Consider the following 26,109-nt stretch of genomic DNA (forward strand, 5'->3'; position numbering starts at 1 on the left):
GATCCCACCGCCGACCGATCTATGTGGATTGCATGTCGTCCGCATCGAAATGAACAGCAGGAGAAGTTCGCGGTCGAGAAAATTTGGGCGAAGCAAACGGCTCGCGCATGACGGCGGCGCGCTGTGCGAAACTGACGCGCAAGTGCGGCATGCCGCAAGGCCGTGACGAGACCGAGCCCGGCTCTCTACGGGCATCAATACTTGCCAAGGTGGCGGCCTGACTTCTCCTCACCCGAGCTCGTCGAGCCGGAACTGTTCTCCCCTGATCCCATATACGGCACGCGGGACTGCAAGACTGAGGGAGCGGCGGCACTGGGGCCATTCGAATCGCGCCGCGCGGGCGACGAATGTCCATGAGACGTATTCACCCAACAACACCCCTTTAGGGGATGGATGATCTATGACAAGTTCGGTGCCTGAAATAGACATAGCGCAGCTTTTCTACGATGGAATTTGGGGCTCTGAGCATCAGAGACGACTCAATGAGATTGGGACTGAATTAAATAAGGTTAGGCTTTACGCGAACGAGATGGAGGTCGAGGATCTGTTCTCGCAGACCATAGTCTATTTGACTGGAAGTTCCTACTTCGCCGGCGTTGTGCCGATCGTTCAGATCGAAAGCGCGTTGTTCGTCGAAAAGGAATTTAGGAACGAGTATGCATACGCGCTTTCTGTTAGGGCCTACGTGGAAGTGGCAGGCAGGCTCCACAAAGGGCTGCGGCTTTGGCGTCAATACAAAGCAGGGACAACAACTCTTGAAGATCTGCGATCAGGAGTCGGACGCTTAATGGCGAAATATCGATCGAACGAGAAATCCGCTCGTGGAATATTCAAAGGCGACGGCTTCAACGTCATGACCCTTGTGAAGTCGCTAGAGGACAAGATTCCCGAGATTGCGAAGGTTTACGACAACCTATCGAGCTATGTCCACGGTGGATTCGAGGAGCAGATGCTTACGCGAAAAATATCATGGCTTTCAGATATGAAACGCGATCCGAATCCGATCATGGAGTCGTATGAGGTTTTCGCAAAAAAACTCCGGGAGGTGGCCTTCGATGATTTTTCGGAACTCCTGCGAATCACCAAACCGCTGCGAGAGCGCTACGACGCGAGGCACAAGCGCGAGGCATAACAATCCACGGAAGACCGATCTTTATACACCCGGCTCACAGGGGAGTGCGATCCTTATAAGATCAGGATATGATGGAGAATCCCGAAGTGGAGAAACCGCCATGCCGAACCTGAAAGTCCAGCAGTTTTATGAGACCGAAGACGAGTTCCACGAAACGAGCGATAAACTCGAACTCGATCTCACCGACGAGGAGATCGCGCTGATCGAAGAAAATGGCGGTCAGCCGACTTGGCTCGACCGCCACGATGGTTTTTTCGCCACGCTCGACGATGGTGAATAGGGGGCAGCGGTTCCTTCGGCGCCAGGGACGCATCAGCGCTCCTGGCACCTCAATCAATCGAGGCTCAAGAAATCTCGTAGGCACGTTCGTGTTCGTGACGTGAACGACATCACGATATTTTTCGCGCAGTCGAGACTTTCCATGCGTCGTCTGTCTGTTTCACGAACGCGATCAGCGCCTCATCCGACGGTGTCGGCTGCGTGTTCATCGCCGTCAACGCCGCATGTGCCGCGTCGATCAGTGACAGAGTGTGCCGGCGATACCGCTCCACACTCTCAGCGTCGCCGCCCAGCTCATCGCTTCGCGGTCGCAGCAGTCCAACGCAAACGTTAGGCGCAGCGGTTCGCCGTTGTCGCAACGAAACTCGAAGCCGTCAGAACACCAGCGTTGATGCGCCTTGGCTCATTGTCTTCAGAACTGAGCAGTCACCTGAAAACCGAGCGTCACGCGCGCGGTTGGAAAACCGGACGGCTTGTAGACAGGTGTACCCGCGAAGAGATCGTACGCATAGGCTCCGAATCGCGTGCCCACGCTGCCCTTTATGCCGACCACGGCGCCGGCCAGTTGCGTCCCGACGAGGGCGACAGGCTGCGGGCCCCATACGCGACCATAGTCGAGTCCGGCATAAACTGCCTGCCCCGTCTGCCCGATCGGCGCCTGCAATTCGTTGCGCCAGTAGAATCCGCGTGCTGCGGCGAGCATCGTCTCGCCATCGAACCCACGCACCGTATAGCGACTGCCAATCGTCAAGTCGTCAATGTAGTAAAGCGTGTTTCCGGTGTACTGACCGTGGAATGTGCCGACATAGCGGAATGGCTGCTTGCCGATCGCGAAGGGCACCGACAGGTTCGCGTCGAGCACCGCCATCTTGAAGCGATAGGTCGGCCCGCCTCCCGCCGCCAACATATCGTCCTGAGCGCCCAATCCACCGACACCTTGACGATATGCAAGTGATCCGTCGAACTGCGCGCCGCCGAAGTAGTGACGATCGGTCAGGCCGAGCTCGATCATCGTGTTATTGCGGCGCTGCTGCGAGATCTCGGTGTCTTCGATAAAACTTTGTCCAAAACGGCGCGACAGGCGAACGTACACGCCGAACACATCGTTCTGACTACGCGACAGAACGCGCGCCAGTTTGAAATCGACAGTCTTTGAATTGCCGCTCGCGACGAATGTCTGATTCACGCCAGCAATCTGCTGGTAGTACGTGTTCGTGTAAGCGGACAGCGTGGCCGTCCAGTAACCCCACGGAATCGAATAGAAACCGTTCCAGCCGTGCGAGCCGAGGCGCTTGTCCCCAAACTCCAGATCCTGGCTGACGCCGATGTTGAAGACGTCGTTCAGGCCGAGCGGATTGTCGATGCCGAGCGACAGATTGCCTTGCAGCTTGCCAGTCGCACGCGTGCCGGAGTTGTCGACGGACGCGACGACGGTCCACGGTTTGCCTCGCTTCACGTCGAGTACGACATCGCTTTCGCCGGGCAGCTCGCCCGGAACGATTTGCATCGAAACGTCCTGGCTCGACACGCGTTTCATTTGCTCGAGGCCCTGTTCGAGATCGCGCAGGTTCAGCAGTTCGCCGTCGCCCGTTGGAAATGCGGTCTTCCACGTGCCGCGCAGTTTCTCGTCGGCGAAGCGCACGTGGCGGACCACACCCGGGATCAGCGAAAACTTGAGGATACCGGTCGACAGATCCTGTTCAGGAAGTAGTACACGCGTCGTGACGTACCCGCGCGCTAGGATCGCTTGCGACAGACCCTTGACGAGGATGTCGAGGCCCTGTTTTCCGATGCACTGGCCAGCATAGTGCTCAAGCCATTCACGCGCGAAGGCGAAGCGATCCATGGGCAACGCCGACGCGCCTTGCGATTTCAGCGAGGTAGGCAGCGCATCGGGTACGTCGAGCCCAAAACGGTCAATGCGAAAGCACGGCGTTTCGGATGGCAGCGCTGGATACCCTGCGCTCGCCGTTACGCTCGAACGCACCCCGGGCGCTGTGACGGTCCGTTCGCGCTCGCGCGCTTCTTCCTGCTGTCGGATTTGCTGGTCGTTGCCCGAAATGATCGGGCGAGGAGCTTCTTGCGCCGACACGGCCATTGGAATCAGCCATGCGGCCGACAGCAGCACGACCGGGGTACGGATTGTCATAAATGTGGTCTTGTTCGTTCGATTTTATGGCTTGGGTGCTAAATGCCCCGGAATCCAAACCCATTCGGTACCGCTCCATTTCCAAAAGCCCATGATCCAGATCGTGCTCGACCACGACGGCAACACGGGCTCCATTTCTGGCCTCGGCGGAGGACGCGGGGGTGCATCAGGTGGCACGGTCTCGCATGCAGCGAGAAGCGCCGACATGCCAAACGCCAGGACCACGGGCCATTTGGATTTCTTCATCATTGCCTCAATGTCAGCGACGTCGACTGATCATGCCTTGAACCACCGGGAAACCCGGCCGATCAGTCCCTGCGGAGGGGGCACCCACCCCGGCTTCAGAAAGTCGTAGACGTCATCGTAGCGATCAAGAGGCTTGACCGGCATCAACTCCATTGGCACTAGCGGATGATCGATTTCAATTGGGAGACCACGACGCCAGCAAATTTTTGTCTCAAGCGTTCCAAGGTATGAGATGAAATTCTCCAAATCCGGCCAAACGCATTTGACGTTTGCGTGCCGCTTTTCAATCAACGCCCTTAACCCCGCAGCATCGCGCGCCAGAAGCAATGAGAAAAAATACTCACCATTTGAAATAGCCTGTCGATCGGCCTTGGTTCCATTTTTGCGCACGTTCTCGATCAGGGCTTCCAACTCCTGATCCTTACCCAAGATTGCGAGCTGGAATCTGTATTGGAAGGCTGCCGTTGACTTCGGATCACATCTTCCATCCAATAGCGCCGAGGTTTCAATCTTCGCCGCCGTCTCGATAACGCTCTGATTGTCAGATAAGATTGCGCATAGTAGCTCGAGTCCGTTGGTGAAGCTAGCGCCGCCATCCAGACCACAACTCGCTATAGACAATTTCGACGACAGATAAAAATTCTGTTTGCTCGCAGCAATATTATTTGCGCCAAAGTAATCTAAAACTGCCTGCGCTCTTGCGCGGCTGGCTAGTCCATCGTAAACCGTGCCAAGACGAACTTTCGACCTCCGATAGATCAGGTCATGGACCAGCTCGGGGATCATTTCCTTGTTGACATTGACAAGGTTAGTCAATTTATCAATTTCGGCTCGACGATTCATGGCGTATTCCTTGGCACCTTGACAACCACCATCCCATTAGAGTTGACCCCAGAAACCGTTTTGACGAGATTTCCATTTCTAAACGCTTGCTCGACAACTTCGGCCGTCTTAATAAGTTGGGGGTCACCCGTGTCTTTCAGTCTTTGAACCGAATATGCGACCCAGTTATCCGTCTGCTGCCCCGGAAGTCCCGTGGCGCTGTTTGGAGGATTCAAACTGATCGATCCAGATTCATTAAGAGGCTTGACCTCGTTAACGTAGACAGTATTTCCTTTAACGTAGACTCCGTCAAAGCAGTTGGCGCCGCACTTCCCGTCAAGCGGGGTAAAACCATTCCGCACGAAGTAGTTATTCGCCACATATTCACGGGCCTGGCCCTGCAAATCCTTCGACGGCAGCTGGTCGAGTTGTGACAGCACGCCTTGTTCCGCGGTATTCAATTTCACCGGCATGCTCTCCATCGTCACCTTGCCGGTGCTGATGAATCCTTTGCCTGTCGGATTCACCGGTCCCGCCAACCAAACATCAATCGACTCGCCCACGCGTGCAGCCGTCGACGCGATCTTGTTTGTAAGGATACCGCCGATGACCGTTTCCTCGATCGTGTAATCGGGTTTCACGGAGCCGTTTTGCGTGGCGAAGGAATCCACTCGACTCTGATCGCGCTGGCTTGCACCCGGCACGATCGAGCCAGGCAGCGAGCCCAATATGGCATTCAGGCTTTGATTGGAACGTTGCTCGGGTGTCGCACTGAAATACGTCTGCGCCGAACCGTCGGAGATGATAGGCGAACCGCGTACCAGAATCGGCTTGCCCATATACTGCGACAACATGTCTTGCGCCGTCTGAAGGTTCGTCAGGTAGGAGCTGAGGCCCCCCATCGCGCCTTCGCTGGTCGGATTGTTCGCCGTCTGGATCAGCGTCTGGAGATAGGCCATGTTCTCCTTGTTCGCCGTGTCGTCGACCATTCCCTTCGCCGCGCGCTCGAGCATGTCGGTCCAGTAGGTCGTTGCCTTCGCCACGCAGCTTGAATCGCCGCGGCATACCGCCTGCGCCTTTTCCTTTGCGAGCTGCTCGACAACCTTCACCTCTTCTACGTGAAGCTGTCGATTGTAAAGCTCGTTGTTGACAGCCGAGCCCGCACCGGCCAGCGCACCGGATGAACCTCCACCCGCGACAGCGCCAGCCGCCGCACCGCCGGCCGTCGCCACGATCTCGTTCAACGCATTCCGCGCGGCGGCTTGCGCGCTCAGCGGCAACTGGCTCACCGTCTGATCGATGATCGGCTGCGCCAGGGACTGCAGCACATCACCGGCCAGTGAACCCGCGACCGCTCCGCCGATGTTGCCACCCGACAGCGCTGCCCCGATCGCCGCCACTGCGGCGTGCAGCGCGTCGCGACCTGCACCGCCTTCGCCGAACAATGCCTTCATCTGCGGGCTGCTGTTTTCCAGCTGAGTCGCCGCTTCCGCCACCGCGAACGTCGCCACCTTGCCGAACGCCTGCGCAAAGGCCATATTGTTCTGGACCTTCTGCAGGTTGAATGTGTTCTCCACCGTCTGGTTCGCGTTCGCGGTGTCGCGCGACAGCCCGGCCGTGCTGTCCGTGCCGTTCTGTTCATCCGACTTCACGACGATCTTCGCCGGGCTCACCGCGGCGCGCGTGACACCGCTCGCGCTATCACCCGTCTGTGCAAAGCTCGGGCCGCCCGACGTCGAAAAACCTTCCGACGATCCCGAATACGACATCTTGTTCTGGATGTCGGTAAATCCGAGGCTGCCGGTCGTCAGCGTATTGCTGTCTGCCGGCGCCGCGCTCGCGATCTGTGCGCCGTTGAGCTGCGTATGGCCCGCCACGTTGACATCAAACCCTTCCTTGCCAGCCACGATGCCGGTTTGCTGGTTCACCGACGCATAATTCGCGTCGATGCTGGTGTGGCCGATCGATGCGTCGACGCCGCCACCATAGCCGAACGTAAAGCTGCCGCTGACGCCCGTGTTGTGCTGGTTGCTGCTGTAGTTCGACGTATCCTGAAGGCTCGTCATCGTCAGGTCGCCGCCGACATCGACCTTGACCTTGTCGCCTGAAACCTTGGCGCCCGACAACGTCGTGTCACCACCCGACTTCATCGTCAGCGTGTTGCCGGCCGCCACCGTCGTGTTGGTTTGCGTGACGCTGTCCCCGTTGCCTTGACCATGTGCGTTCGAGCCGTTAGCAAAAACGCTGATGCCCGTGTTCTTTCCCACCCCGATCGCGACGCCAGCATTCCAGCCGGACGAACTGTTCGAACTCGTATTCTGCTCCGTACTCTGGGCGCTTTGCAGCGTAATCGCGTTGTTGGCGTCGAGCGCGACGTTCTTGCCGAGCACCGACGCTCCGGTCATCGCAATGTTTCCGGTACCCGCCTGGGCGTTTCCGTTTGCGTCCGGTGTGCCCGTCGCGGTGATGGAGACGTTGCCGTTGCCTATGATCGACGAACCTTTCGCGCTCGAGATCGATGTCGTCGCATTGCTGCTGCTATGGCTCGACCCGATGCTGAGCTGTACCTGAACGCCCTTGGCAGCTTCGCTCACGTTCCCGTTCGACAGGGCATTGGCCGCGTCCTTGATCCCGCCGCGGTTCTGGTAAGCCTGTTCGGCAGCCGCCACGGCTTGCACCGCCGCGAGGCGCGAATCGCCCGACTGCTGGCCTTGGCGGACGGCGCCTGCCATCGACTGTCCGAGTCCGACCAGGCCGCCGCCCAATCCGACACTCAAACCCGACTGGCTAAACTGCTGCGACTGCGCGTCCTTGTAGGTGTCGTACGCGGCATTTACCGTCACGTTTTGAGCGGCGATTCCGACATCCTGGCCCGCCACAATCGTGCTACCGGTAATCGTGGCATCCTTGCCGGCCTGGATCGTGACATTGCCCTGCGATGACCCGATCACACTCCCCTTATTCGTCACCGAGCTGCTTTGGTCTTGCTGGGCGGCCGAGCGCGAACCCACCGTCACTGACAAACCACCATTCGTGAGCAGACCCGATTCCTTCTTGTCGAAATAGCTGGACGATTGAGTCGTGTCTTGCGAGGTCGTGATGTTGACGTTGCGCGTCGCCTGCAACGTCACGTCGTTCGTGCCAACGACGTTGCTACCCGCCACGTTGATGTCGCGGTTGCTGACGATGTTGACGCCGTCGGCCGACACCGTGCTGCCCTGGCTATAGGTCGCCGTCTGGTCGATGCCGCTTGCAACCTGCACGCCGCTCACGACATTGCTGTGGCTGTGCGTTTCGTGCGAGTTCAGCACATGCGTTTCGGTTGCCGCGCCGATATTCACATCGCCGCTCGCCATCAGGTTCGCATTGCCTTTATCCAGGCTGACCGTGCTGCCGCTGATCGTGAGATCCTTGCCCGACGCCAATGTGACGGTATCGCCACCCTTGAGCGTCGTGCCTGTGAGCGCCTGATCGGACGTGTGCAGCGTCTCCGCATAGCTGCCGTGACTGTCGCTGCCCGAACTGTTGCTGTTCACCGTCGATGTCGCGCTCGCCGCGCCGAGCGTCACGTTGCCCTTGGCCGCGATTGTCCCGCCCTGGCCAAGGTCGATCTGCGCGCCCTTGGCCGTCAGGTCTCCGCCGACGCCGATGCTCGACTGTCCACCGACCGTCACCGAGCTGCCGGTGACCTTGTTGATGTCGGTATTCGACACGCCGTTCGCCCGCTGCACGATCTTGTGCTCGCCCGTCTGCACCGCACCGAGATCCCAGTTGCCGCCGACGTTCATCCCGAGATTGCCGCCGACCGACAGGTTGCCCGCGTTCTGCTGGAAGTTGCCGCCGGTGACGATCGACGCATTGCCCGCGACGTCCAGTTTGGCGGTTGGCCCGAGCGTCGTCACCACGCTCGTCGCGCCATCGCGGCTCACGCGTGTGTTCGTCTTCGTCGCCGTATCGAGAATCAGGTCCTTGCCGGCGTCCAGCTGCAGACTGCCGGCCTTGACGCTCGCCGACGTCAGATCGATGTTGTTCTCGGTCTTCAGCGACATCAGCCCGCCGCTTTGCAGCGCGCCGAACGCGTTGTCGATCTGCTTGCCCTGGATCGCCAGCGTGTTGTCCGCCTTGATCGTTCCGCTGTTCGTGAACGACTGTGCGTTCTGGAAATCGATATTCGTCGCGCTGATCAGCGGGCCGTTGACATTCTGCTGGTTCGCCTGCGCGAGATACACGACCGGAACGAGCACCGACTGGCCGTCGACCACGCGGGTTTCCATCATGATCACGTTGCCGGTCAGCTTCGACACCTGGTCGGCCGACAGGCTCGCACCCATCGGCAAATCGAGCGACTTCGACAGATCCGCGCCTGCCGTCATCAACGACTGGTACATCGTTTGCAGATCCGCGTACGGCCCCAACACCGCCTTGCCAGTCAGCGCCGTCACCTGATTGCGCACGAGCTGCTGCTCATAGAAGCCGTCACCAAGCCGCTTCGGAATATGCGTGAGATCAACGCCGAGCTGGCCGAAGAAGTAGTCGCTCGAAATGAAATTCTTCTGGTTCGTGAACGCCGGATTCGTCTCGATCACGTAGTTCGCATTCGGCGCGGTCGTCGGCCGGTACAGGCCACCTTGCGGAATCGTGAGGTTGTTCAGCACGTTCAGCGCCGTCGCACTGGCGATGATCGGATTGACCGGCGCCGGCGGACCGCCGTGCACGGACGATGCGCCCGATTTCGCGCCGCTCGCGTTACCGCTCAGGTTGGTGGGCGTGAGACCCGGCACCGACTGCCCCGGCAGCAAGCCGAGCGACGGAATCGATGCGTTGGCCGCCGTATTGCTGACGCTGACGCCCGTGCCCGAAATCGTGCCATTCGAGCTCAGGGTAGAAAAATAGCCTGGCAGCGTGTATTCCTTGATGGATGCCGGTGCCGCCTGCGTGTAGCCGCCCGGACGGCTGCCGACGAACGGCGCATTGCCGAACGGCAACTGCCAGTCGTGTTCGGAATTGTCGTAGTTGTTGTAGTGATACTGCCCCGAGTAGGAAACCGTCACGCCCGGCAGTTTCTGGCCGGATGCCGCCCAACCGTCAGCGTCGTAGTGACCCGGCATCTTGACGTCGCCGACCGCCGCGATGTTGCTCCAGTAGTTTTGCAGGGTACCGACCGACGACGCATCGATCTTGCCACCGGACACGATCTGCGCGGCCGGGCTGATGTCTGTCACGGTCGTCGCCGTCGCACTGTCCGCGTAGTAGGTCGTGAACTGATATGTGCTGTTCCACTGACCGCCATGAGGCGGATCGGTGTAGACACCGCCGATGCTGTCCGGATCCTTCACGCCAACCTGGCCAGTACGGCCGCTGATCGGAATACCGAACTGGCCGAGCAGCGATGGATCGATCGAACTCGTCGAGGTCTTCATCACGCGGCGCGTGCTCGTGATCTTGTCCGCATGCAGTTCCATGTCGCCTTCGGACTGAATCAGCGCGGACACGTTGTTGACCAGCGCGGCGTTCATGTAATTGCCGCTTGCGTCCTTGCTTCCTGCCAGCACGACCTTGCCCATGCCGAAGATCGCCGTCGTCGCCATCGAATCGGTCGCGGTCGCGTCATCGCGGTTTTCGATGTCGTGCGCGAGGATTTCCAGCGTACCGTTGCTGTCCGATGCACCGATCAGCGCAGTCGGCCCGAGGTTCGAGATCGTATTCGTCGCGTTGAGCGAGGCACTGGCGCCCACGAGCGCGCCGGTATTAATCAGGTTGGTCGATTGCGTGTGCAGCAAGCCGCCAGCAGTCAACGCACCGACGTTGAAGATGGTGCCAGCGTTAACGCTCAGGTTGTTGACCGATTGCAGGTTCGCATTGTTCGTGAAGGTGCCGGGCAACGTGAAAGCGAGATCGTGACCGACATTGAACTGCGTGTCGGATGCCGTCGTGTAATCGCCCTGCAGGTTCACGTTCGCGTCGTGCGTTGCGCTGTAGGTGCCGCCACCCTGCAGCGTGGCCGCCGTGACCGACAGGTCGTGCGTCGAGCTGATCTGACCGTTCGTGTTGGTGATCGCACCGGTCGTCGTAACGTCCACGTCCCCGTTCGAATTCGTGACATTGCCGACGATGTTGCCAATGCGGCCGCCGCTGTTGTCCAAGGTGTTGCCTTGAACATGCAGCGATGCGCCGCTGAGCTGACCACTCTGCGTGTTGCTGATCGACGCGGCGCTGACCGTCACCTCGCCGTTGCCGGTAATCGCGCCCATGCCCGCTACGCCGCCGGCGTGGCTGTTGGCGATCTGGCTGCCGCCTTGCACCGTCATCTTGCCGGCACCGAGGTCGATAATGGCGCCGTCCGCGTTGTCGATCGAGGCCGATTGAATGGCAAGTGTGCTGGTGTCACCCGCAACCGATTGCCCCGCCTGGATGTGGCCGCCTCGGTTTGATAGAGCGCCGCCGTTCTTCAACGACAGCGACGCGTCCGATCGCAGCAGGCCCTGTGCGTTGTTCACGTCGCCCGCAATGGTCGCGTTGATGCCACGCTGCGCCGCAAGGATACCGCTTGCGTTGGTCCAGGCGGCCGCGTTGACGATGGCTTGTCCCTTCGTCACGATGGTGCCCGACGCGTTGTTCAGCGCACTCGTTCCGTGGCCCGGCGCGATCGTCAGCGTACCCGTGCCAGCGTGCGTAATGGTGCCGCCCGCGTTGTTCAGCTCGGTTGGGTCGAGCGTCAGGTCCGTGGCGTTGGTCTGGATTACGCCGACGGCTGAGTTATCCAACGTGCCGCTGACGTTCATCCCCATCGCTGACGATCCATACTGCGTGATCGTACCGCCGTGGTTCACGAGGTTCGCGGCCGTCAGCGCAAGCTGATTCGCCTCGAGCTTGCCGCCGCTGTTGTCCAGCGTCGAATCGGCGGTGACCGACAGGTTCGGCGCGACGATCGAACCGCCCTGGTTCGTCATCGAACCGGTGTGGATCGTCGCGTTCGTGCTCGCGCCGATCTGGCCGCCGTCGTTCGCCAGCGTACCGCTGGTGACGCTCAGATCCGTGTTCGACAACAGCTTGCCGTCCGCATTGTTCAGCGTGCCGGCGACGGTTGCCGTCAGTCCGTTCTGCGCGTTGATCGAGCCCGATGTGTTGTTCAGCGCGCCAGTTTGCGCGACGACGCGCCCGTTGCTGGCAATCGCTCCACCGACGTTCGACACAGAGCCTGAACCGCTTCCGAGCGTCAGCGTGCCGTTGCCCGCATGCGTGATCGTGCCGCCATCGTTGACGAGTGCGACAGGGGCGAGCGTCAGATCGGTACTGTTGGTTTGCAGCGTGCCGCCGCTGGAATTGTCGAGCATGTCCGACACGTTCACGCTGATCGCGCCGGCGCCGGTCTGCGTGATCGTGCCGCCGTGATTCACGAGGTCGGTCGCGTTCAACGACATCTGGTCCGCCTGCACGGTGCCGGCGCTGTTGTCGAGCGTCGTACCAGTCAGTGCGGCGGTCCGACCGACGATCGAGCCGCCGTTGTTGATCAGGCGCGCGCCCGCGTCGACAGCCACCTTTTGCGCGGCCTGCAGCGTGCCACCACCGTTGTCGACTGCCTGCCCCGATACCCGCAGATTCGTATTGGATGTAATCGCGCCGCGATTGACAACGTTTGCGCCTTGGATCGAAACATCACCGTTGCCGCCGATCACACCGCCTTGCGCACCGTTCGCGGTCGTCCCTGCGACGTTGGTCAACTGGCCACTCGTCGTCACCGACAGGCCATCTCCGTTGAGCGACGTAATTCGGCCCGCCGTGTTATCCAGTGACGCACCAGCCACCGTCATGCCGGCCGCGCTTTGAAGGGTGCCCTGGTTGTTCGCGATGGCGCCGCCACTCAGGTCAGCCGTGCTTTCGGATACCAGTTCGCCGGACTGGTTGGCGATCTGGCCAGCCACGTTGACTGACAACGGCCCCTGCGATGAAACCTTGCCACTCTGGTTCGACAGATTGCCACCGGTCAGCGTTGTGCCGCCGCCGCTCGACAGGCTGCCGTGATCGTTGATCACGGTGCCCGATGCGTTCGCCTGAATGGTGCCTTGCGCGCTCGTCGTCGCGTTCGACAGGTTCACGTCGCCGGCTGTCGCGTTCAGCGACAGATTACCGTTCGCTGCCGTCTGGCTGCCGGCGAGATTCACGCTGCCGCCCGCCAGCGATGCGTTGCCGCCCGCGACATTCTGGCCGGCGGCGGTCAGTTGGCCCGACACCGTCAAGTTCAGGTCGCCGCTGTGCGTGACGGAACCGTCGTTGTTCACGCCGGCGCCGAGCGTGCCGGTCGAGTTGACGCTGCCAGCGTTGACCGTTGTATTCTGCTGTGCCGCGAACGTCCCGCTGTTCGTGAGATCGGCGGCGGTGCTCGCCGACAGCGATTGCTGCGCATACGTGGTGCCGCTATTCTGGATGCCGCCCGAGGCCGACAGCGCGAGGTTGCCGCTCGCAGTCGTCTTGCCCGTGAGCACGAGCCGGCCGTCCGATTGCAACGTTAGATCGCCTGCCTGCGCAGCGATCGTCCCTGCGTTCGCGACACCAACGCCTGCGGAGTTGCCAACCAAAAACACCCTATTGGCATACATGCCGCCTAACTGAGCCACGTCAATCGCGACAGCGGGGGCAGGACCGTCACCGGCGATCGGCGTCGCAGTAAGCGTGTCGTGATTGACCTGATTCGTACCGGCGATTACATTCAGGTCCTTGGCATAGATCGCGGCATTAGCCTGTACAGCACGGGCGATAATGTCAGTCTGATCAACATTCGAAGTATCGAGGCCTGCACCTTGCACGGTCACGAGGCCACGACTAACATTGAAGCCCGTCAACGATCCGTCCGCGCCAAACTGCGGCACGCCAGTTGTCAGGACTGCGCGCGAGGTATTGATGAACCCGCCACCGTCCACGACGATACCGGCAGGGTTGGCCAGCACAATCTCAGCACGGCTTCCCGCAATCTCGACATACCCTTTGATCTGACTGGCTGCCGTGCTGTTGACCTGGTTGACGATGATACGCGCCGCCTGTCCCGCACTCAGATTCGGGTTGCCGTTGATATAGCCCGCTTGCTGCGTATTGACGATCGTCGGCGAGTTGTTGAGGATCGCGCCGTTCTTCTGCACATCGAACTGGTTGTAGGTGTTCAGCGAAACACCCGCGCCGCCCGGCTTGTTGATGTTCACTTGCGGCAGGCCGTTAGGTGTCTGGATGACTGATGGCGCGTTCGGCCCCGCTCCGACGATCTGCGCATGCACCCACATCGGCATCGCGCCGGCGGCAATCAACGCACCAAATGCGGCACGGCGCAGTGCGAACTGCGTCACCACATGCACACCGCCGCGATTGACGGTATACCGCGTTTCACCCGTGTTTGCTTTCCCCGCTGCACTGGCTGTTTCTTCCACTGCGACCAGCATACCGCGCACACGGCTGAATACCAGCCGATAATGATTTTTATTCATGACCTTGGTCTACTCGCGATTTTCGTTCGATCCGCCCTCACGGCCTCGAACATCGCATGCAATCTAATTGAAACTGTCGAAAGGCAGCGTCAAAGAGTGTCAATCGTTGCCGAGAGGCGACGGACGGGGCAACTCGATTACATCGCTCTTTACCGCCGCGCTGACCCAGTTATCTGGATCTTTCGGAGAGCGACATACTCCGTCGGCTGCAAATATCGACGGTATTGTTAATGGCAATCCGCGCGAATCTTACCTCACCCGTCATCTCAAAAAAATCCCTGACAGAATTGCGAGGTCGAATCGACGCGCGACCTGTAATTAACATTTTTTCAACCACATATCACATTCCTGAATAGGCCAGCTATGGCCACTCCGTCGATGCATTTCCGCATCGGCGCACTTCGCTCAGGAGTTTCCGTGATCTCTGATCCCCCTACCTTTGTGCTGATCGGGCTGGGCCTCGCGCTCGCCGCCATGTTCGCGGTGGGTTTCTATTGGCTCGCTACCAAGGACCGGCCGGCACGCCGACACGCAGCTGTTGCGCCCCCGCCGACTCACAACGCTGCCGACCCGCGTTCCGTCGACGTCGATGAATTCGACGAATGGGAGGCGTTCGCGCCGTATCCCGACCACGCCGTTCACGCCGCGCATGAAGCCAGCGCCGAATCGGTCGATAGCTATCCGCCGTTCGGTCGGCGTGAAGAGCCCGCCCATGCGCCCCAAGCGACCGACGCCCGCCACGATCTACACGACGCGATCGAATTGTTGATGGGCGAACCGGACAAGCCGGCACCGCCCAAGCCTGCCACGGCGTCGTCATCCGGGCCGACGATTCGCTGTCCGCGTTGCCTGTCATCGCGCATCGACACACGCAATCGCGCCCGCAAAGCTGGCAGCACGATCGGCAGCGTTGCTGGCGCCACGGGCGGCATGGCCGCGGCACTCGCGGGCGCGGAAACCGGCGCGGTCGTCGGCTCGATTGCCGGTCCGATCGGCACGCTGTTCGGCGGTCTCGCCGGCGCCGTGATCGCCGGACTCGTCGGCAGCGCCGCGGGCTGCGCGGCTGGTTCCGCTGTCGGTGGCGCAATTGATGACAACGTTCTCGACAATCATCACTGCCTCGCCTGCGGGCACACCTTCAGTACCAAGCAAAGCTGAACAACTCGCCCCCTCTCGCCTTTCTCCCTCGATTCCCTTTCCGTCCGGCGCTCGCCGGGCTGTATGCCCGCGTCTTTTTTCAAGGAGCAATCATGCATCTCGTTCAAACAATAGCCTACGTCGGCGCCGAACCCTGGCACGGTCTCGGCCATCGGCTCGCCCCGAAACAGCCGCTCGAAGTCTGGAGGCGCGCCGCCGGCATGGACTGGCGCATCGAGGAAGCCGAAGTACGCTTCGTCGCCGCTGGCGGCCGCAATCTCGGTTCGATTCACGCGTTTCCCGAACAGAAGGTCCTCTATCGCTCGGACACCAAGGCGCCGCTGTCCGTCGTCTCCGCGCGCTATCAGGTCGTGCAACCTGAAGAGATTTTGGAGTTTTATCGAGACCTGACGGAGATCGGGGGTTTCCAGCTCGAGACGGCCGGCGTGTTAAAGGAAGGCCGCAAGCTCTGGGCGCTCGCCAAGACCGGTCATTCCGGCACGCTCAAGGGCAAAGACGAGGTGAACGGCTATCTGCTGCTCGCCACGGCGTGCGACGGCACGCTCGCGACGACGGCGCAGTTCACGTCGATCCGAGTGGTCTGTGCAAATACGCTTGCAATCGCATTGGGAGAAGGCAACGGCACAATAAAAGTATCACACCGTTCGCAGTTCGATGCGCAAGCAGTCAAACGCCAATTAGGGATCGCTACTTCGTCTTGGTCGGCTTTCATGGCTCGCACCAAAGCGTTATCCGAACGCAAGGTGACGGACTCGGCGGCCGAAGCGTTCCTGCGCCGCGTGCTGACCTACTCGACCGCCAGTCTCCCGGATCGCGAAATAGTCGCGGTCAACGAACGCGCGATCAAGGCAGTCGGCCAGCTTTATGCAGGGCGTGGCAAAGGTGCCGATCTGCCGTCCGCATCGGGAACCGCGTGGGGTTTGCTCAACGCAGTGACTGAATACGTGGATCATCATCGGCGCGCGCGCAGCGATGACCACCGTACAGACGCAGCCTGGTTCGGCGCCGGAGCAATGCTCAAGCAACGCGCCTGGGACGAGGCGATGAAGCTGCTTGTGGCATGACCAAGCCCGCGCCGCCTCTGGTCGTCGACATGCGTATTCAGATCCCACGCGGAGCCGGGTTACGGTTCGGCGGCCGCTACGCCACGATCCTGCAAATCTAACCCCAAGGTACGACGGTCCATCTCGGAAACGGCAAACTCGTGACCTTCGCCTACGACGCGTTGCAGGACGCATTCCGACGCGCTCACGCAACGTAGCGCCCTTCCCCGCATTTCCCCATCTTCGGCTCGGTCAGATTCGTCTGCCGGGCTTCTTCATCTTGGAGGTCTCGTGAACACCCCTCACCCTGAGCCGCCGCGCACGCGAAAGCCAGCTCTGAAGCTCGTCAAAACAGCGGATCTATCGCGCGATGACTGGCTGGCTGTGCGCCGTACCGGCATTGGTGGTTCCGACGCCGCTGCTGCCGTCGGGCTGAATCCGTACATGAGCGCGCTGGAGTTATTTCTGGACAAAACCGGACGTGCGGAAGGCATGCCCCGGCCCGATCCGGGCGATACGACGTCCCCGACGTATTGGGGCACGCTGTTGGAGCCCATCGTCGCCGCGGCCTACACCGCCGCAACCGGAAATCGCGTGCGCAAGGTCAATGCCGTGCTCCGTCATAGATCGATTCCGTGGATGTTAGCGAACATCGACCGGGAAGTCGTCGGCGTGCCCGATGTCCAGATCCTCGAATGCAAAACGGCCGGCGAGTATGGCGCCCGCCTCTGGCGCGAAGGCGTGCCGGAGTATGTGCAGATCCAGGTTCAACATCAACTCGCCGTCACCGGCAAGACAGCAGTGCATGTCGCCGTGCTGTTGTGCGGGCAGGCGCTGGAAGTGCATCGGATCGAACGGGACGACGCCTTGATCGGCCGGCTCATCGAACTGGAACAGCGATTTTGGCGTTTCGTGGAAACCGATACGCCGCCCCCTGCGGACGGATCGGAATCCGCCGATCGCGCGCTACGCCATCTGTATCCCGGCAACGGCGACACGATCGACTTCAGCAACGATCGGCGTCTGTCGTCTGTATTCGCTGACCTTGTCGCCGTGCGGGCCGAGATCGAAACACGACAAACGCTCGAAGCGCAATTCAAGCAGACGATCCAGCAAGCGATGGGGGACGCGACCCGGGCCGTATTCGAAACCGGCTCCGTGTCTTTCAAGCGTAGCAAGGATTCGTCGGCGGTCGACCTCGGCCGACTGCTGGCCGATCACCCATCGCTCGAACAGCAGTACGCCACCTCGAAGCCGGGTTCCCGGCGCTTCCTCGTTTCTACCTGATCGGAGGTTCCTTATGCCGAAGCCGACAACGAATCTCGAATGCCTCACCGAAATCATGACCTTCTCGCGGTACGGCGCGCTCGCCCAAGCGTTCGTGATGGACGCACTCAGCAAGCACGCCGAGCGTATTGCAACCGCGCCCCTCGACAAGTTGCAAGAGCAATTCGGCGTTCACCCGCTGATCAGCGCCGAAGCCTGGCAAGACGTCGCTCGATAGATTCACAACAAGCTTGAAGCGCACTTCGCACAGTAGCCGGCGCGGTGCTCGCAGTTCCCCTCCCCCTTTCTATTTTGAGGACCCTCATGCTCAAAGGCCTGGCTATTACTCCGCCTGTTGTTGGTCGTATCGCAATCGGCAAAATTCTCGAGAAGAACGGTAAGCGCGTGCCCGCCGCCGACGACCAATTCACCCTGACGACCCAAGTACAACAGCGCGGCGAGTGGTTACTGCATCCGCTGAACGAAACGCTGCGCAAAGCGACGGCCGGCAAGCTGCGCGCGATTCCGGTTCGCGTGCTGTTCAACGATCCGGACCTGAACCTGAGGTCGGAATATTCGCTGTTCGATCGCGATACGGGGCGGCCCGTGTGTGTCGGCAACGGAGAACAATGCCGACGTGTCACCGATGCAGGTATCGAAGCCCTTCCCTGCCCGTCGCCGGACGGCTGCGTCTTCGGTCGTCAGGGTGGTTGCAAGCCGTACGGTCGGCTGAACGTGATCATCGGAGACGACGACGAAATGAGTTCATTCATCTTCCGTACCACGTCGTACAACAGCATCCGGACGCTCGCCGCGCGCCTGCACTACTTCCGCGCGGTGTCCGGCAACCTGCTGGCCTGTCTACCGCTCGAACTGAAGTTGCGCGGCAAGTCGACCACCCAGAGTTATCGATCGGCGATCTATTACGTCGACCTGGGTGTACGTTCGGGAAACACGCTCGAGCAGGCGTTGATCCAGGCGAAGGAACTGGACACGCGCCGACGCGAAGCCGGGTTCGACCAGGCAGCACTCGATGCCGCCGCTCGGCTCGGGTTCGCCAACGGTGCATTCGAGGACAGTCCGGACGAGCGTGCCGCTGTTGCCGAAGAGTTCTATCCACACGATGCGCCACAATCGGACGCTGGTGACGGCGGCTCTGCAGACACCCCAGCCACGCTTCGCCAGAAGCTCGAACGCAAAGCCGTCCTGCTCGGCGGCAAGGCAGCATGAGCGTTCGACGCTGGGGGTTCGCGCTGGCGACGCTGGCAACGGTGACCGCGCTCAGCCTGTCTATTCTGGCGGGCTGGCAGCGCGGCGGCACGTTGCCGGAACGGCTCATCTGGATCGCAATCGGAACGGTGCTCGTCACGAGCGCGCACCTGTTACCGGCGCTGATTCGGGATGCACCGATTTCGGTTCGGATCATAGGTAGCGTTTTATGGGGCGCGTGTCTGGTCGCGGCATGCTACGGGCATGCGGTGTTTTTCGCATTCGCCCAGCAGCATGCCGGCGAGCAACGGGCGACGACGGTGCAAGCGACTTCTGCTCCGTCGCCCGGTCGGAGTCTGATCGCCGTCATGGCGGAACGCGCCGCCGTGACGGCGCAGCTCGCCACAGCCAACGCCCGTTACTGCGTCGGCAACTGCGTGACGCTGGAAGGTCGGCGGGTCACGCTCACCGCCAGGATCGATGCGCTGAATGCCGAAGCCGATGAGGCGCGACGCCAGCAGGCTGCCGCGGATCGAGTCACGGCACGACAGGACGCGTTACTCGCCGATCCAGTCGCGTCACGACTTGCGGCGTTACTCGGCACGACGACTGCTCGTATCGATCTGCTGACCGGACTCGTGTTCGCGGCGGTGCTGGAGGGCGTCGCGTGCCTGCTGTGGACAGTCGCGCTTCGGTTGCCGTTACCGAAGCCGTTACCCGTCGTGACTGGCGTTACCCCCGCAGCAGTCACGGTGACGCCCGCCGTGACTCAGCCAATCGTCACGCCAGTCACGGAAGCGCCGAACGTGACTGAACCCGTAGTCACGATAGTCACGGATACGGGCGGCATGACTCAGCCGGGAGTCATGCCCGTCGCGGCCAGCCACAACGACGAGACCGTTAGTCGCAAATCCACGACGGCCAGTCCCGACCGTACGACCGCCGGTCATGCGCCGCGCGACGATCCGATTGCGCCGTTACCGACTGCTGCCCCCGTCGACGATCACCTGTCGCGACTCATTCAGGATGTCGCGGCCGGTCTCGTCCGGCCCACCGTCGCCGACATACGCCGTCATCTGGGCTGCTCTCAGGCCCGCGCTGCTGAACTACGTCGTCAGCTCGCCGAACAAACCTCGACAGCATAGCGCCGGGCCGCGCGCCCGGCTGTCTTCTTGTCGCCCTCATTTCACTTCATTCTCGTCATGCCACATGGATACCACCGAACTCGTTCCAAGCATCAGTATCGTGAACCTCGCCAACCAGCGCGTCGCCGTCGTCGAGCGCGTACGCGCCGCCCTCGATCTGCTCGGCGAAGCCCAACAGCTTGCCAAGACTGCACATCTCGGCTTCCCCCGTCTCGTGCTGGATGAAAGCTACGGCTGTCGCGGCCGACCGACCATTACCGGGGAGTACGCGAAACGCGACGAGGCGGAAGCCACTTTCGTGCGCCTCATCGACATACGCGGCTGGGACTACCTGCTGTCAGAGTCGGGCCTGCGCACCTTCATGGATGCGAAGGCGCGTGACCAATGGAGCAAGCAAATTGCCGAAGGCGACGTGCCCGAACTCACCGTCGCAAACATCGAAGCCACTTTTTCTCAACTCTACGGCGCACGCGGCGACATGCTCGAACGCGGCGTGTTGCAGTGCTTCCAGCGGCTGTCGTGGAATTACAGGACGAATGAACCGTTCAAGTTCGGCAAGCGCATCATCGTGCGGTATCTGCTCTCGCAAGGCAGCTCAAATTATCACGTCACGAACGAACTGGACGATCTAACGCGGGTATTCAGCGTGCTCGACGGCGAGCCGGAGCCGGATCATCGGCATGGCATGTCAGCGCTCATTTCGGACGCGCAGCGTCAGCGAAAGACAGAGGCCGAGAACAGCTATTTCCACCTGCGCTGGTTCAAGAACGGCAACGGGCACCTGATGTTCAAGCGTACTGATCTGGTCGACAAAATGAACAAGATCCTCGCGAAGCACTATCCGAACGCCGTGGCGTCCGAAGCCCGGTAATTCCGCGACGCGTCCTGCGTCTCGTCTTTCCTTTATCCATTCAGCGGACTCGGTATCCGGTTTATCCGGAGGCCCGTGTTCGCCCATTACCTGGAGTATTTCGTGAATCCGCCATCCGTACAATCCGCCGGCCCGCGCTTCAAGCTCGGCCGGATCTTCGCCACGCCCGCCGCGCTGGTAGCAATTGCCGACGCGCACGTGTCGATCATCGACCTGTTGATCCGCCACATCCGCGGCGACTGGGGCGACCTCTCCGAATCCGACCGCCAGCAGAACGAGTTGTCGATTGATGCTGGGCTGCGCCTGCTGTCCAGCTACGTCCTACCCGGCGGGCAAACCGTCTGGGTCATCACCGAATGGGATCGCTCATCGACGACGTTTTTGCTGCCTGGCGACTACTAGGCGTTATCGCGGCAGGGACGAAATCGGCGGGTTCAGCAGCGCGTCGATGAAGGTGTGCGGATCCGCGTCCAGCGCCCTCAGGAAATCGAGCAATTCCACGACATCCACACGGCGAGCGCCGCTTTCCACCTTCGAGACGAAGGCTTGTGGGCGCCCGAGGCGGTCGGCGACGTCCTGCTGTAACAAACCGCGCTGTTTGCGCAGCTCGCCGAGCAGCGTCGCGATCCGCTGATAGCGGGGATCGTGGATTGGATGAGTCATGAAGAGATTCTAGATACGCATTTCGAATATTCTGTATCCGTATACGGTATATTCGGGAGGCTTACATGTTTCAACTGATTTGGCTGGGAGGCGGCGTCGTCACTGCACTGGCCGTCGTCTTCGACATGCGCCGGCTCGGCGCCCGCCGCGTCGGCTTGCCACCGATTGCATGGGGCGTTGCGTCCGTATGTCTGGGTCCCATTGCGGGGGCGATCTATCTGAGCCGGCGGAGCGCAGCACGGCAAGCGTTGATTGATGCGGTTTGGTTACTCGTCGGCGACCGGACCGTTCCCGATCAAGTCCGTCGGGAGCGGCTAATCGCTCTCGCAAACGTCGGCGTGGTCGGTCCGGTGATTTACCGAGCGTGCGCTGCGGTCCTGCATACAGAACCGCCTGTCGAGGCGCAGCAGAGCACTCCCGCTCCATCGCGGGTGACCGACAACGACCTCAGCCGCCCCTTATAAGGAAAAACGATGTTGCAAACGACCAAAGACGTTCATCACCGCGGGGATGCTTACCTCAATCTGGCTTGCCCTGTATGTGGCAGTCTGCCGATGCCGTATTTCGAGCGGGACGGTTACTACATCGATCGCTGCCCGGAATGCCGGTTCGTCTACGTCCGTAACGTACCGTCAGATGCGACGCTCGCCGCGTTCTATTCCGGCTACTACGGCGATGTCAACGAATTCGTGCCGGTCTCCCGGAAGCGGCTATCGAAGCGCTTCTCGAAATCGGTTGAGAACTGGTGGCATGCCCGCAACCTTGTTCGGTGCGCAGCGGGTCGGCGCAAGCTGCTGGAGATCGGATATGGCGAAGGGCACCTATTGATGGCGCTCAAGCAGACGCGGCGATTCGAGCTGCGAGGCATCGACTATGCGACCGGGCCGATGGCCTACATGAGCGCAAACGGAATTGATGTGGCGCAAGGCAGCCTGTTCGACCAGCACTATCCGGACAACCGATTCGAGTTCATCGTCGGTTTCCATGTACTCGAACATGTTCAGCATCTGGGCGAGTTCATGTCCGAAGTACGGCGCGTGCTTGCGCCTGCTGGCCGCGTGTACTTCGTCGTGCCGTGCGTCACGCATTTCTCCGCTGTCCGCCGCGGGCAGAACTGGAAGCACTTCGGCCCGCCCGGCCACCTCTGGTACTTCTCCGTGATGGCCATGAGGCGATTCATGACGGACCAGGGCTTCAAGGTCCTGTCCGCTCACTGCATCTCGAACCGGACGCACCTGACCGTGTTGGCCGAAAAGACGTCGTAGTTCGGTGCCTGGGTTCTGGCAAACATCACCCTCGGATCGCCAGAACCGTTTCGCCGGCCGGTTCTCCGGTCGGTTTTTTTATTTGTGTGCCAGTCGAGCTGCGAGCGTTTCGACGATCGATACCAAGGTTTCTCGATCTTGCGGGTTCAGCTTCGTAAGCAACTGGCTGAGATGCCGAGCCTGATCGTCGGGCCGATGGCTGGCTTCCGTCAACAGGTCGGCGACATTGCACTGAAACACCTTAGCCAGTTGGACCAAACGAGCAACCGTCGGCATGACGATGCCGCGCTCAATGCGCGAAATCGCTTCATTCCCGACCCCGAGCTGCTCAGCTACGTCCTCCTGCGTCAGTTGGCTCTCCTCCCGACGCCGAGCAATCGCCTTGCCGACCCGCCGGGCGAGCCGCGTTTCTTCCGTATCCCGCATGTCCGCTCCCATTCCACCTAGATGGTTGGGCATCGACTTCTTGACATGAAGGACTTACAGGGTTGAGATTCATCTCTTTGAGTTGATATTCAACTGATTCCACTTCCACATAAGAACAGGACCATTCACATGAAAGTACCGAACTGCCGCTACCCGCTGATTCTTTCTAGCCTCGTTGCGGCCCTCGCGTTGGCCGGCTGCAAAGGTGACGTACTCGACTATCGCAATGCTCAAATCGTCAACGGCAAGGTCTATGCTGGGGACGCGAACAAACCGTTCTCCGGGACGCTTACTAACGTGCCGAGCGGGATCGTCCTGGAGTCTCAATCGGGCTTCCGCAAAGTCGTCGCGAGCATTGAGCGCGTCTTGCCCGCGCTCACGTATGACTACGTTCGGTCGGTCGGCATCGACTACTTCCCGACCGATCTGCGCATACCGGTTCCGGTCTACTGCGATACGCACGTTGACAACGGGATTCTGGACGGTAACGCCGTCTGCAAAGCGCCGAACACAGACAATGTTCGGCTTGAAATGGCATTCAAGGGGGGACGCCCCGACGGCCAGTTGACCATTTACACACCAGACGGTGTGAGTCAAAAGCTCGCCACCATCGCGTTCAGGGACGGCGAACCGGACGGGCGACAGGAAATCTACAGCCCGACCACGCATCGACTGGTTCACGCCTCGAACTGGACCAAGGGCGCTCCCGAAGGTCAAGAAGAAGGGTTCGACGAAAACACCGGAAACCGCATCTTGATTGCGACGTATGTCAACGGACAGGTCAATGGCCCTTTCACGCGCTATGCGGCGGACGGCAAACAGATCACCTACCGAGCAATATTCGTCAACGGCAAACCCGAAGGTACCGAGGAAACCTACGATCCGATGACTGGGAAACTTACCGGTCGTGCGGAGTACACAAATGGGCTGTTGAACGGCACCGTCAAACGCTGGAATGCTGACGGCAAGCTTGTCTACGAGAAGGATTATCAGAACGGACAAGAATCGCTGCCGGCTCCCGCTGTCACCGCATGTCTTGATCGGCGATACACCGCTTTCTATCGCTCAGGCGACCTTCGCGAAAACGTCAATAGCGAACAACGAAACCGGTGGGAAGCTGAATGCAAGGAAGAATCCAGAGGCAGCGCGAGCTCGACACGACGATCTGAGTCGGCAGCGACGACTAGCTCGTCGGACGACGAGATCTGCGTATCGATCTGGACGGCGGCCTTTCACCGTGAGAACGGCGACGACGCAATCGTAACGGCAGACCAACTCGGCGAATGGCGATCGTGGTGTAAAGACGGCAAGCGCCCGTCGTAAAGTCGTCAGCAATGGGCATATTGGGTTGGGGATGCGCTTTGGGCGCATCCCTTGCCACCCTGCCGTTTTCTTTTTTTCTCGTTAGCGATCACAACGTGTGTCGCATCATCAGTCACCGCCTTCATTACTGCAAGCGACCGCCAACATGAACGTATGTACGCGCGAATTCTGTCGCCGGAACGACACCTATTCGATCTCAGCTCCAACAACGGAGCACAAACAAGATCCGCCAATCCAGCAAGTCACGCCCGCAATCTGCCATACTCTTCTATAGCAGATTGTTTGGGAGTATGCATGGACATCAACTCGATCGTAGACTTCGTCCAACAAAGCCGCATCGCAACAATTGGAACTTTCTCTTTTTTCACTGCCCCAATTCTCGGGGCCGTGACGTGGCTCAAACTCCGACATGGTAGTCTAAGGTTAGCGCAAGGCCGCACCAAACGGTTATACGACATCATGAACCGGAAGAACGGCGGGCATACGGCCTCCTCTGGTGCATTGCAGCTAGCGACAAAGGATATGCTCGGTGTTGAGCTATCAGGCGATGCTATTCGATTTGCCCTCATGCGCGATTGCCCACTGACGGTCCTTCGCACCATCAAGCAGGCAGGCCCCATCATAAAATTCCGGGCGGACGAGCAATGCTTTGAGGATGCACGCCCAAATCCTAGGCTATCGTTCCAACGCATCTTTCAGATTACGATGTTGATGATCATTTTCCCCTATGTTGGATTGGCCTTGTTCGGCGTTATCTGCAAACTCATCGACCCTTTCGCGGTTGCTGCAATGTTTACGCTCGACCTGATCGCGGTGCCATTTCTGATTTTCGTTGCCTTACGAGCTGACGCAGCCGGCAGATTGCTCAAGGCGGATACAATCTATCCGCTGCCATACACTAAACAATCTGGCCCAAGCTCGTCGCTCACTGACTCCGTGCCAAAACCGCGAAGGCGCCGTGTGTCGAAGAGCAATCAAGACGACAATGTGGAGCAAGCAACTCCCCAAGCGTTATCGACCAATGCGCAATAACAGCATTCTAGCCATCGCCCTACTCACGATCTCGGGAGAGAACCTTGAAACGCGACTGGGATCTGCTGCGCAAGCAGCTTATCGACATTGAAGAAGAGCACGACGTACTCGCCGACATTCCTGCCAAACCAAAATGGACGGATCAATCGGAACAAGAATTCGCTCATCAAGACGCACAGTACCGTGCTGCTGAATCACGAATTCTAGGGCACCTCGAACTGTTGATCGATAACGGCTACGTTGACGGACTCAAGGTAACGCGGGGCCTGAATGGCCATTTCATGGTGAGTCGATTCTCGCCGCGCCTGACGATGGCCGGTCACGATCTGCTCGACACGATGCGTTCTCAACCTGTCTGGGAAAAGATCAAAGCGACAGCCCAAACGAAAGGTATCGAATTGACGTTTGATACCGTCAAGATGCTCGCAGGCTGGGCTCTCAAGCAGATCATCGGGACATAACATGTCAGATCAAGATCGAGATTAGGCTGGCCGGCCCGAGTCGATAGAACGTTCGACGAATTGACTGCCACGGTCCCGTTCCTGCTTCCGACCTCGCGCGAGGCAACTCTACCATCGAACCGCCGACCGCTACGAACGGCGCAGAC

Annotated in this window: 21 protein-coding genes and 1 pseudogene; 15 read left to right on the forward strand and 7 right to left on the reverse strand. The window is 60.1% G+C overall.

The genetic code is table 11. From position 1 onward, the window contains the following. The first annotated feature begins 400 nt into the window (after nucleotides 1–400). Both WS70_RS11585 and WS70_RS11590 read left to right on the forward strand, forming a co-directional pair. Nucleotides 401–1,132 carry a hypothetical protein gene (locus WS70_RS11585; RefSeq protein ID WP_059597988.1) on the forward strand — a complete coding sequence of 244 codons (732 nt, stop codon included), beginning with the start codon at nucleotides 401–403 and terminating at the stop codon, nucleotides 1,130–1,132. Nucleotides 1,133–1,232: 100 nt separating this feature from the next. Next, the gene (locus tag WS70_RS11590; RefSeq protein WP_059597989.1) at nucleotides 1,233–1,412 is read left to right on the forward strand and encodes a hypothetical protein; all 180 of its coding nucleotides are present in this window, start codon (nucleotides 1,233–1,235) and stop codon (nucleotides 1,410–1,412) included. 261 nt (nucleotides 1,413–1,673) lie between these two features. Here WS70_RS11590 and WS70_RS33815 read toward each other — a convergent pair. The 5 genes and pseudogenes from WS70_RS33815 to bcpA form a co-directional block, all read right to left on the reverse strand. Next, nucleotides 1,674–1,811: pseudogene (locus WS70_RS33815) on the reverse strand (IS3 family transposase); the annotation flags it as partial. A 12-nt stretch (nucleotides 1,812–1,823) separates the two neighbouring features. Beyond that, the gene (locus tag WS70_RS11595) at nucleotides 1,824–3,560 is read right to left on the reverse strand and encodes a ShlB/FhaC/HecB family hemolysin secretion/activation protein (RefSeq protein WP_059597990.1); all 1,737 of its coding nucleotides are present in this window, start codon (nucleotides 3,558–3,560) and stop codon (nucleotides 1,824–1,826) included. A 24-nt stretch (nucleotides 3,561–3,584) separates the two neighbouring features. Next, on the reverse strand, nucleotides 3,585–3,809 hold the full coding sequence (gene bcpO / locus WS70_RS11600; protein ID WP_165981570.1) for a CDI system lipoprotein BcpO: 225 nt from the start codon (nucleotides 3,807–3,809) through the stop codon (nucleotides 3,585–3,587). Between the two features lie 27 nt (nucleotides 3,810–3,836). Continuing rightward, the gene (gene bcpI, locus WS70_RS31500; RefSeq protein WP_011402464.1) at nucleotides 3,837–4,649 is read right to left on the reverse strand and encodes a contact-dependent inhibition immunity protein BcpI; all 813 of its coding nucleotides are present in this window, start codon (nucleotides 4,647–4,649) and stop codon (nucleotides 3,837–3,839) included. Next, nucleotides 4,646–14,101, reverse strand: coding sequence for a contact-dependent inhibition toxin BcpA (gene bcpA / locus WS70_RS11610; RefSeq protein ID WP_059597992.1), 9,456 nt, complete (start codon nucleotides 14,099–14,101; stop codon nucleotides 4,646–4,648). Before bcpA ends, bcpI begins: the two co-directional genes overlap by 4 nt. A gap of 417 nt (nucleotides 14,102–14,518) precedes the next feature. Between bcpA and WS70_RS32875 the strand changes: the two genes are divergently transcribed. The 8 genes from WS70_RS32875 to WS70_RS11650 all read left to right on the forward strand — a co-directional run bounded on the left by WS70_RS32875 (nucleotide 14,519) and on the right by WS70_RS11650 (nucleotide 21,195). Next, entirely contained in the window at nucleotides 14,519–15,259 is a 741-nt protein-coding gene (locus tag WS70_RS32875; RefSeq protein ID WP_226382748.1) for a hypothetical protein, read from the forward strand. A gap of 92 nt (nucleotides 15,260–15,351) precedes the next feature. Continuing rightward, nucleotides 15,352–16,323, forward strand: coding sequence for a DUF932 domain-containing protein (locus WS70_RS11620; RefSeq protein ID WP_059597993.1), 972 nt, complete (start codon nucleotides 15,352–15,354; stop codon nucleotides 16,321–16,323). A gap of 270 nt (nucleotides 16,324–16,593) precedes the next feature. Beyond that, on the forward strand, nucleotides 16,594–17,589 hold the full coding sequence (locus tag WS70_RS11625; protein ID WP_059597994.1) for a YqaJ viral recombinase family nuclease: 996 nt from the start codon (nucleotides 16,594–16,596) through the stop codon (nucleotides 17,587–17,589). Nucleotides 17,590–17,602: 13 nt separating this feature from the next. Next, nucleotides 17,603–17,806 carry a hypothetical protein gene (locus WS70_RS11630; RefSeq protein WP_059597995.1) on the forward strand — a complete coding sequence of 68 codons (204 nt, stop codon included), beginning with the start codon at nucleotides 17,603–17,605 and terminating at the stop codon, nucleotides 17,804–17,806. 86 nt (nucleotides 17,807–17,892) lie between these two features. Beyond that, entirely contained in the window at nucleotides 17,893–18,798 is a 906-nt protein-coding gene (locus tag WS70_RS11635) for a recombination directionality factor (RefSeq protein ID WP_059597996.1), read from the forward strand. Next, complete coding sequence (locus WS70_RS11640) at nucleotides 18,795–19,922, forward strand: hypothetical protein (protein ID WP_059597997.1); 1,128 nt, start codon at nucleotides 18,795–18,797, stop codon at nucleotides 19,920–19,922. Before WS70_RS11635 ends, WS70_RS11640 begins: the two co-directional genes overlap by 4 nt. 64 nt (nucleotides 19,923–19,986) lie before the next feature. Continuing rightward, on the forward strand, nucleotides 19,987–20,793 hold the full coding sequence (locus WS70_RS11645; RefSeq protein ID WP_059597998.1) for a DUF4942 domain-containing protein: 807 nt from the start codon (nucleotides 19,987–19,989) through the stop codon (nucleotides 20,791–20,793). A 75-nt stretch (nucleotides 20,794–20,868) separates the two neighbouring features. Next, nucleotides 20,869–21,195 (forward strand): hypothetical protein, encoded by a 327-nt coding sequence (locus tag WS70_RS11650; RefSeq protein ID WP_082722379.1) that lies wholly within the window; start codon nucleotides 20,869–20,871, stop codon nucleotides 21,193–21,195. Between the two features lie 3 nt (nucleotides 21,196–21,198). Here WS70_RS11650 and WS70_RS11655 read toward each other — a convergent pair whose 3' ends face one another. Next, nucleotides 21,199–21,456, reverse strand: a complete 258-nt coding sequence (locus WS70_RS11655) for a helix-turn-helix domain-containing protein (protein WP_038761981.1) — start codon at nucleotides 21,454–21,456, stop codon at nucleotides 21,199–21,201. A 65-nt stretch (nucleotides 21,457–21,521) separates the two neighbouring features. On the opposite strand from WS70_RS11655, the gene WS70_RS11660 reads away from it, so the two are divergent. Together WS70_RS11660 and WS70_RS11665 are read left to right on the forward strand one after the other, a co-directional pair. Then, nucleotides 21,522–21,920, forward strand: a complete 399-nt coding sequence (locus WS70_RS11660; protein WP_059597999.1) for a hypothetical protein — start codon at nucleotides 21,522–21,524, stop codon at nucleotides 21,918–21,920. Nucleotides 21,921–21,929: 9 nt separating this feature from the next. Next, nucleotides 21,930–22,721 carry a methyltransferase domain-containing protein gene (locus WS70_RS11665; protein WP_108033938.1) on the forward strand — a complete coding sequence of 264 codons (792 nt, stop codon included), beginning with the start codon at nucleotides 21,930–21,932 and terminating at the stop codon, nucleotides 22,719–22,721. 78 nt (nucleotides 22,722–22,799) lie between these two features. On the opposite strand, the gene WS70_RS11670 is transcribed toward WS70_RS11665, so the two are convergent. Further along, nucleotides 22,800–23,147 (reverse strand): helix-turn-helix domain-containing protein, encoded by a 348-nt coding sequence (locus tag WS70_RS11670; protein ID WP_043224931.1) that lies wholly within the window; start codon nucleotides 23,145–23,147, stop codon nucleotides 22,800–22,802. Nucleotides 23,148–23,276: 129 nt separating this feature from the next. Here WS70_RS11670 and WS70_RS11675 point away from each other — a divergent pair, with 129 nt between their 5' ends. The 3 genes from WS70_RS11675 (at nucleotide 23,277) to WS70_RS11685 (ending at nucleotide 25,963) form a co-directional block, all read left to right on the forward strand. Continuing rightward, nucleotides 23,277–24,470 (forward strand): toxin-antitoxin system YwqK family antitoxin, encoded by a 1,194-nt coding sequence (locus WS70_RS11675; RefSeq protein ID WP_059598001.1) that lies wholly within the window; start codon nucleotides 23,277–23,279, stop codon nucleotides 24,468–24,470. A gap of 294 nt (nucleotides 24,471–24,764) precedes the next feature. Further along, the gene (locus WS70_RS11680; protein WP_059598002.1) at nucleotides 24,765–25,502 is read left to right on the forward strand and encodes a hypothetical protein; all 738 of its coding nucleotides are present in this window, start codon (nucleotides 24,765–24,767) and stop codon (nucleotides 25,500–25,502) included. A 44-nt stretch (nucleotides 25,503–25,546) separates the two neighbouring features. After that, a complete protein-coding gene (locus tag WS70_RS11685; protein WP_059598003.1) occupies nucleotides 25,547–25,963 on the forward strand; it encodes a DUF2513 domain-containing protein in 417 nt (138 codons plus the stop codon). The last annotated feature ends 146 nt before the right edge of the window (nucleotides 25,964–26,109 follow it).

The organism is Burkholderia mayonis (assembly GCF_001523745.2).
GTDB classification, from domain to species: domain Bacteria; phylum Pseudomonadota; class Gammaproteobacteria; order Burkholderiales; family Burkholderiaceae; genus Burkholderia; species Burkholderia mayonis.

What these genes read in the sequence shown, in the direction of transcription:
- WS70_RS11655 (WP_038761981.1), bottom strand. Translation starts at nt 21,456, where the DNA reads ATGACTCATCCAATCCACGATCCCCGCTATCAGCGGATCGCGACGCTG.
- WS70_RS11630 (WP_059597995.1), top strand. Translation starts at nt 17,603, where the DNA reads ATGCCGAAGCCGACAACGAATCTCGAATGCCTCACCGAAATCATGACC.
- WS70_RS11620 (WP_059597993.1), top strand. Translation starts at nt 15,352, where the DNA reads ATGCATCTCGTTCAAACAATAGCCTACGTCGGCGCCGAACCCTGGCAC.
- WS70_RS11660 (WP_059597999.1), top strand. Translation starts at nt 21,522, where the DNA reads ATGTTTCAACTGATTTGGCTGGGAGGCGGCGTCGTCACTGCACTGGCC.
- WS70_RS11640 (WP_059597997.1), top strand. Translation starts at nt 18,795, where the DNA reads ATGAGCGTTCGACGCTGGGGGTTCGCGCTGGCGACGCTGGCAACGGTG.
- WS70_RS11670 (WP_043224931.1), bottom strand. Translation starts at nt 23,147, where the DNA reads ATGCGGGATACGGAAGAAACGCGGCTCGCCCGGCGGGTCGGCAAGGCG.
- WS70_RS11680 (WP_059598002.1), top strand. Translation starts at nt 24,765, where the DNA reads ATGGACATCAACTCGATCGTAGACTTCGTCCAACAAAGCCGCATCGCA.
- bcpI (WP_011402464.1), bottom strand. Translation starts at nt 4,649, where the DNA reads ATGAATCGTCGAGCCGAAATTGATAAATTGACTAACCTTGTCAATGTC.
- WS70_RS11595 (WP_059597990.1), bottom strand. Translation starts at nt 3,560, where the DNA reads ATGACAATCCGTACCCCGGTCGTGCTGCTGTCGGCCGCATGGCTGATT.
- bcpO (WP_165981570.1), bottom strand. Translation starts at nt 3,809, where the DNA reads ATGATGAAGAAATCCAAATGGCCCGTGGTCCTGGCGTTTGGCATGTCG.
- WS70_RS11665 (WP_108033938.1), top strand. Translation starts at nt 21,930, where the DNA reads ATGTTGCAAACGACCAAAGACGTTCATCACCGCGGGGATGCTTACCTC.
- WS70_RS11645 (WP_059597998.1), top strand. Translation starts at nt 19,987, where the DNA reads ATGGATACCACCGAACTCGTTCCAAGCATCAGTATCGTGAACCTCGCC.
- WS70_RS11585 (WP_059597988.1), top strand. Translation starts at nt 401, where the DNA reads ATGACAAGTTCGGTGCCTGAAATAGACATAGCGCAGCTTTTCTACGAT.
- WS70_RS11635 (WP_059597996.1), top strand. Translation starts at nt 17,893, where the DNA reads ATGCTCAAAGGCCTGGCTATTACTCCGCCTGTTGTTGGTCGTATCGCA.
- WS70_RS11590 (WP_059597989.1), top strand. Translation starts at nt 1,233, where the DNA reads ATGCCGAACCTGAAAGTCCAGCAGTTTTATGAGACCGAAGACGAGTTC.
- bcpA (WP_059597992.1), bottom strand. Translation starts at nt 14,101, where the DNA reads ATGAATAAAAATCATTATCGGCTGGTATTCAGCCGTGTGCGCGGTATG.
- WS70_RS11675 (WP_059598001.1), top strand. Translation starts at nt 23,277, where the DNA reads ATGAAAGTACCGAACTGCCGCTACCCGCTGATTCTTTCTAGCCTCGTT.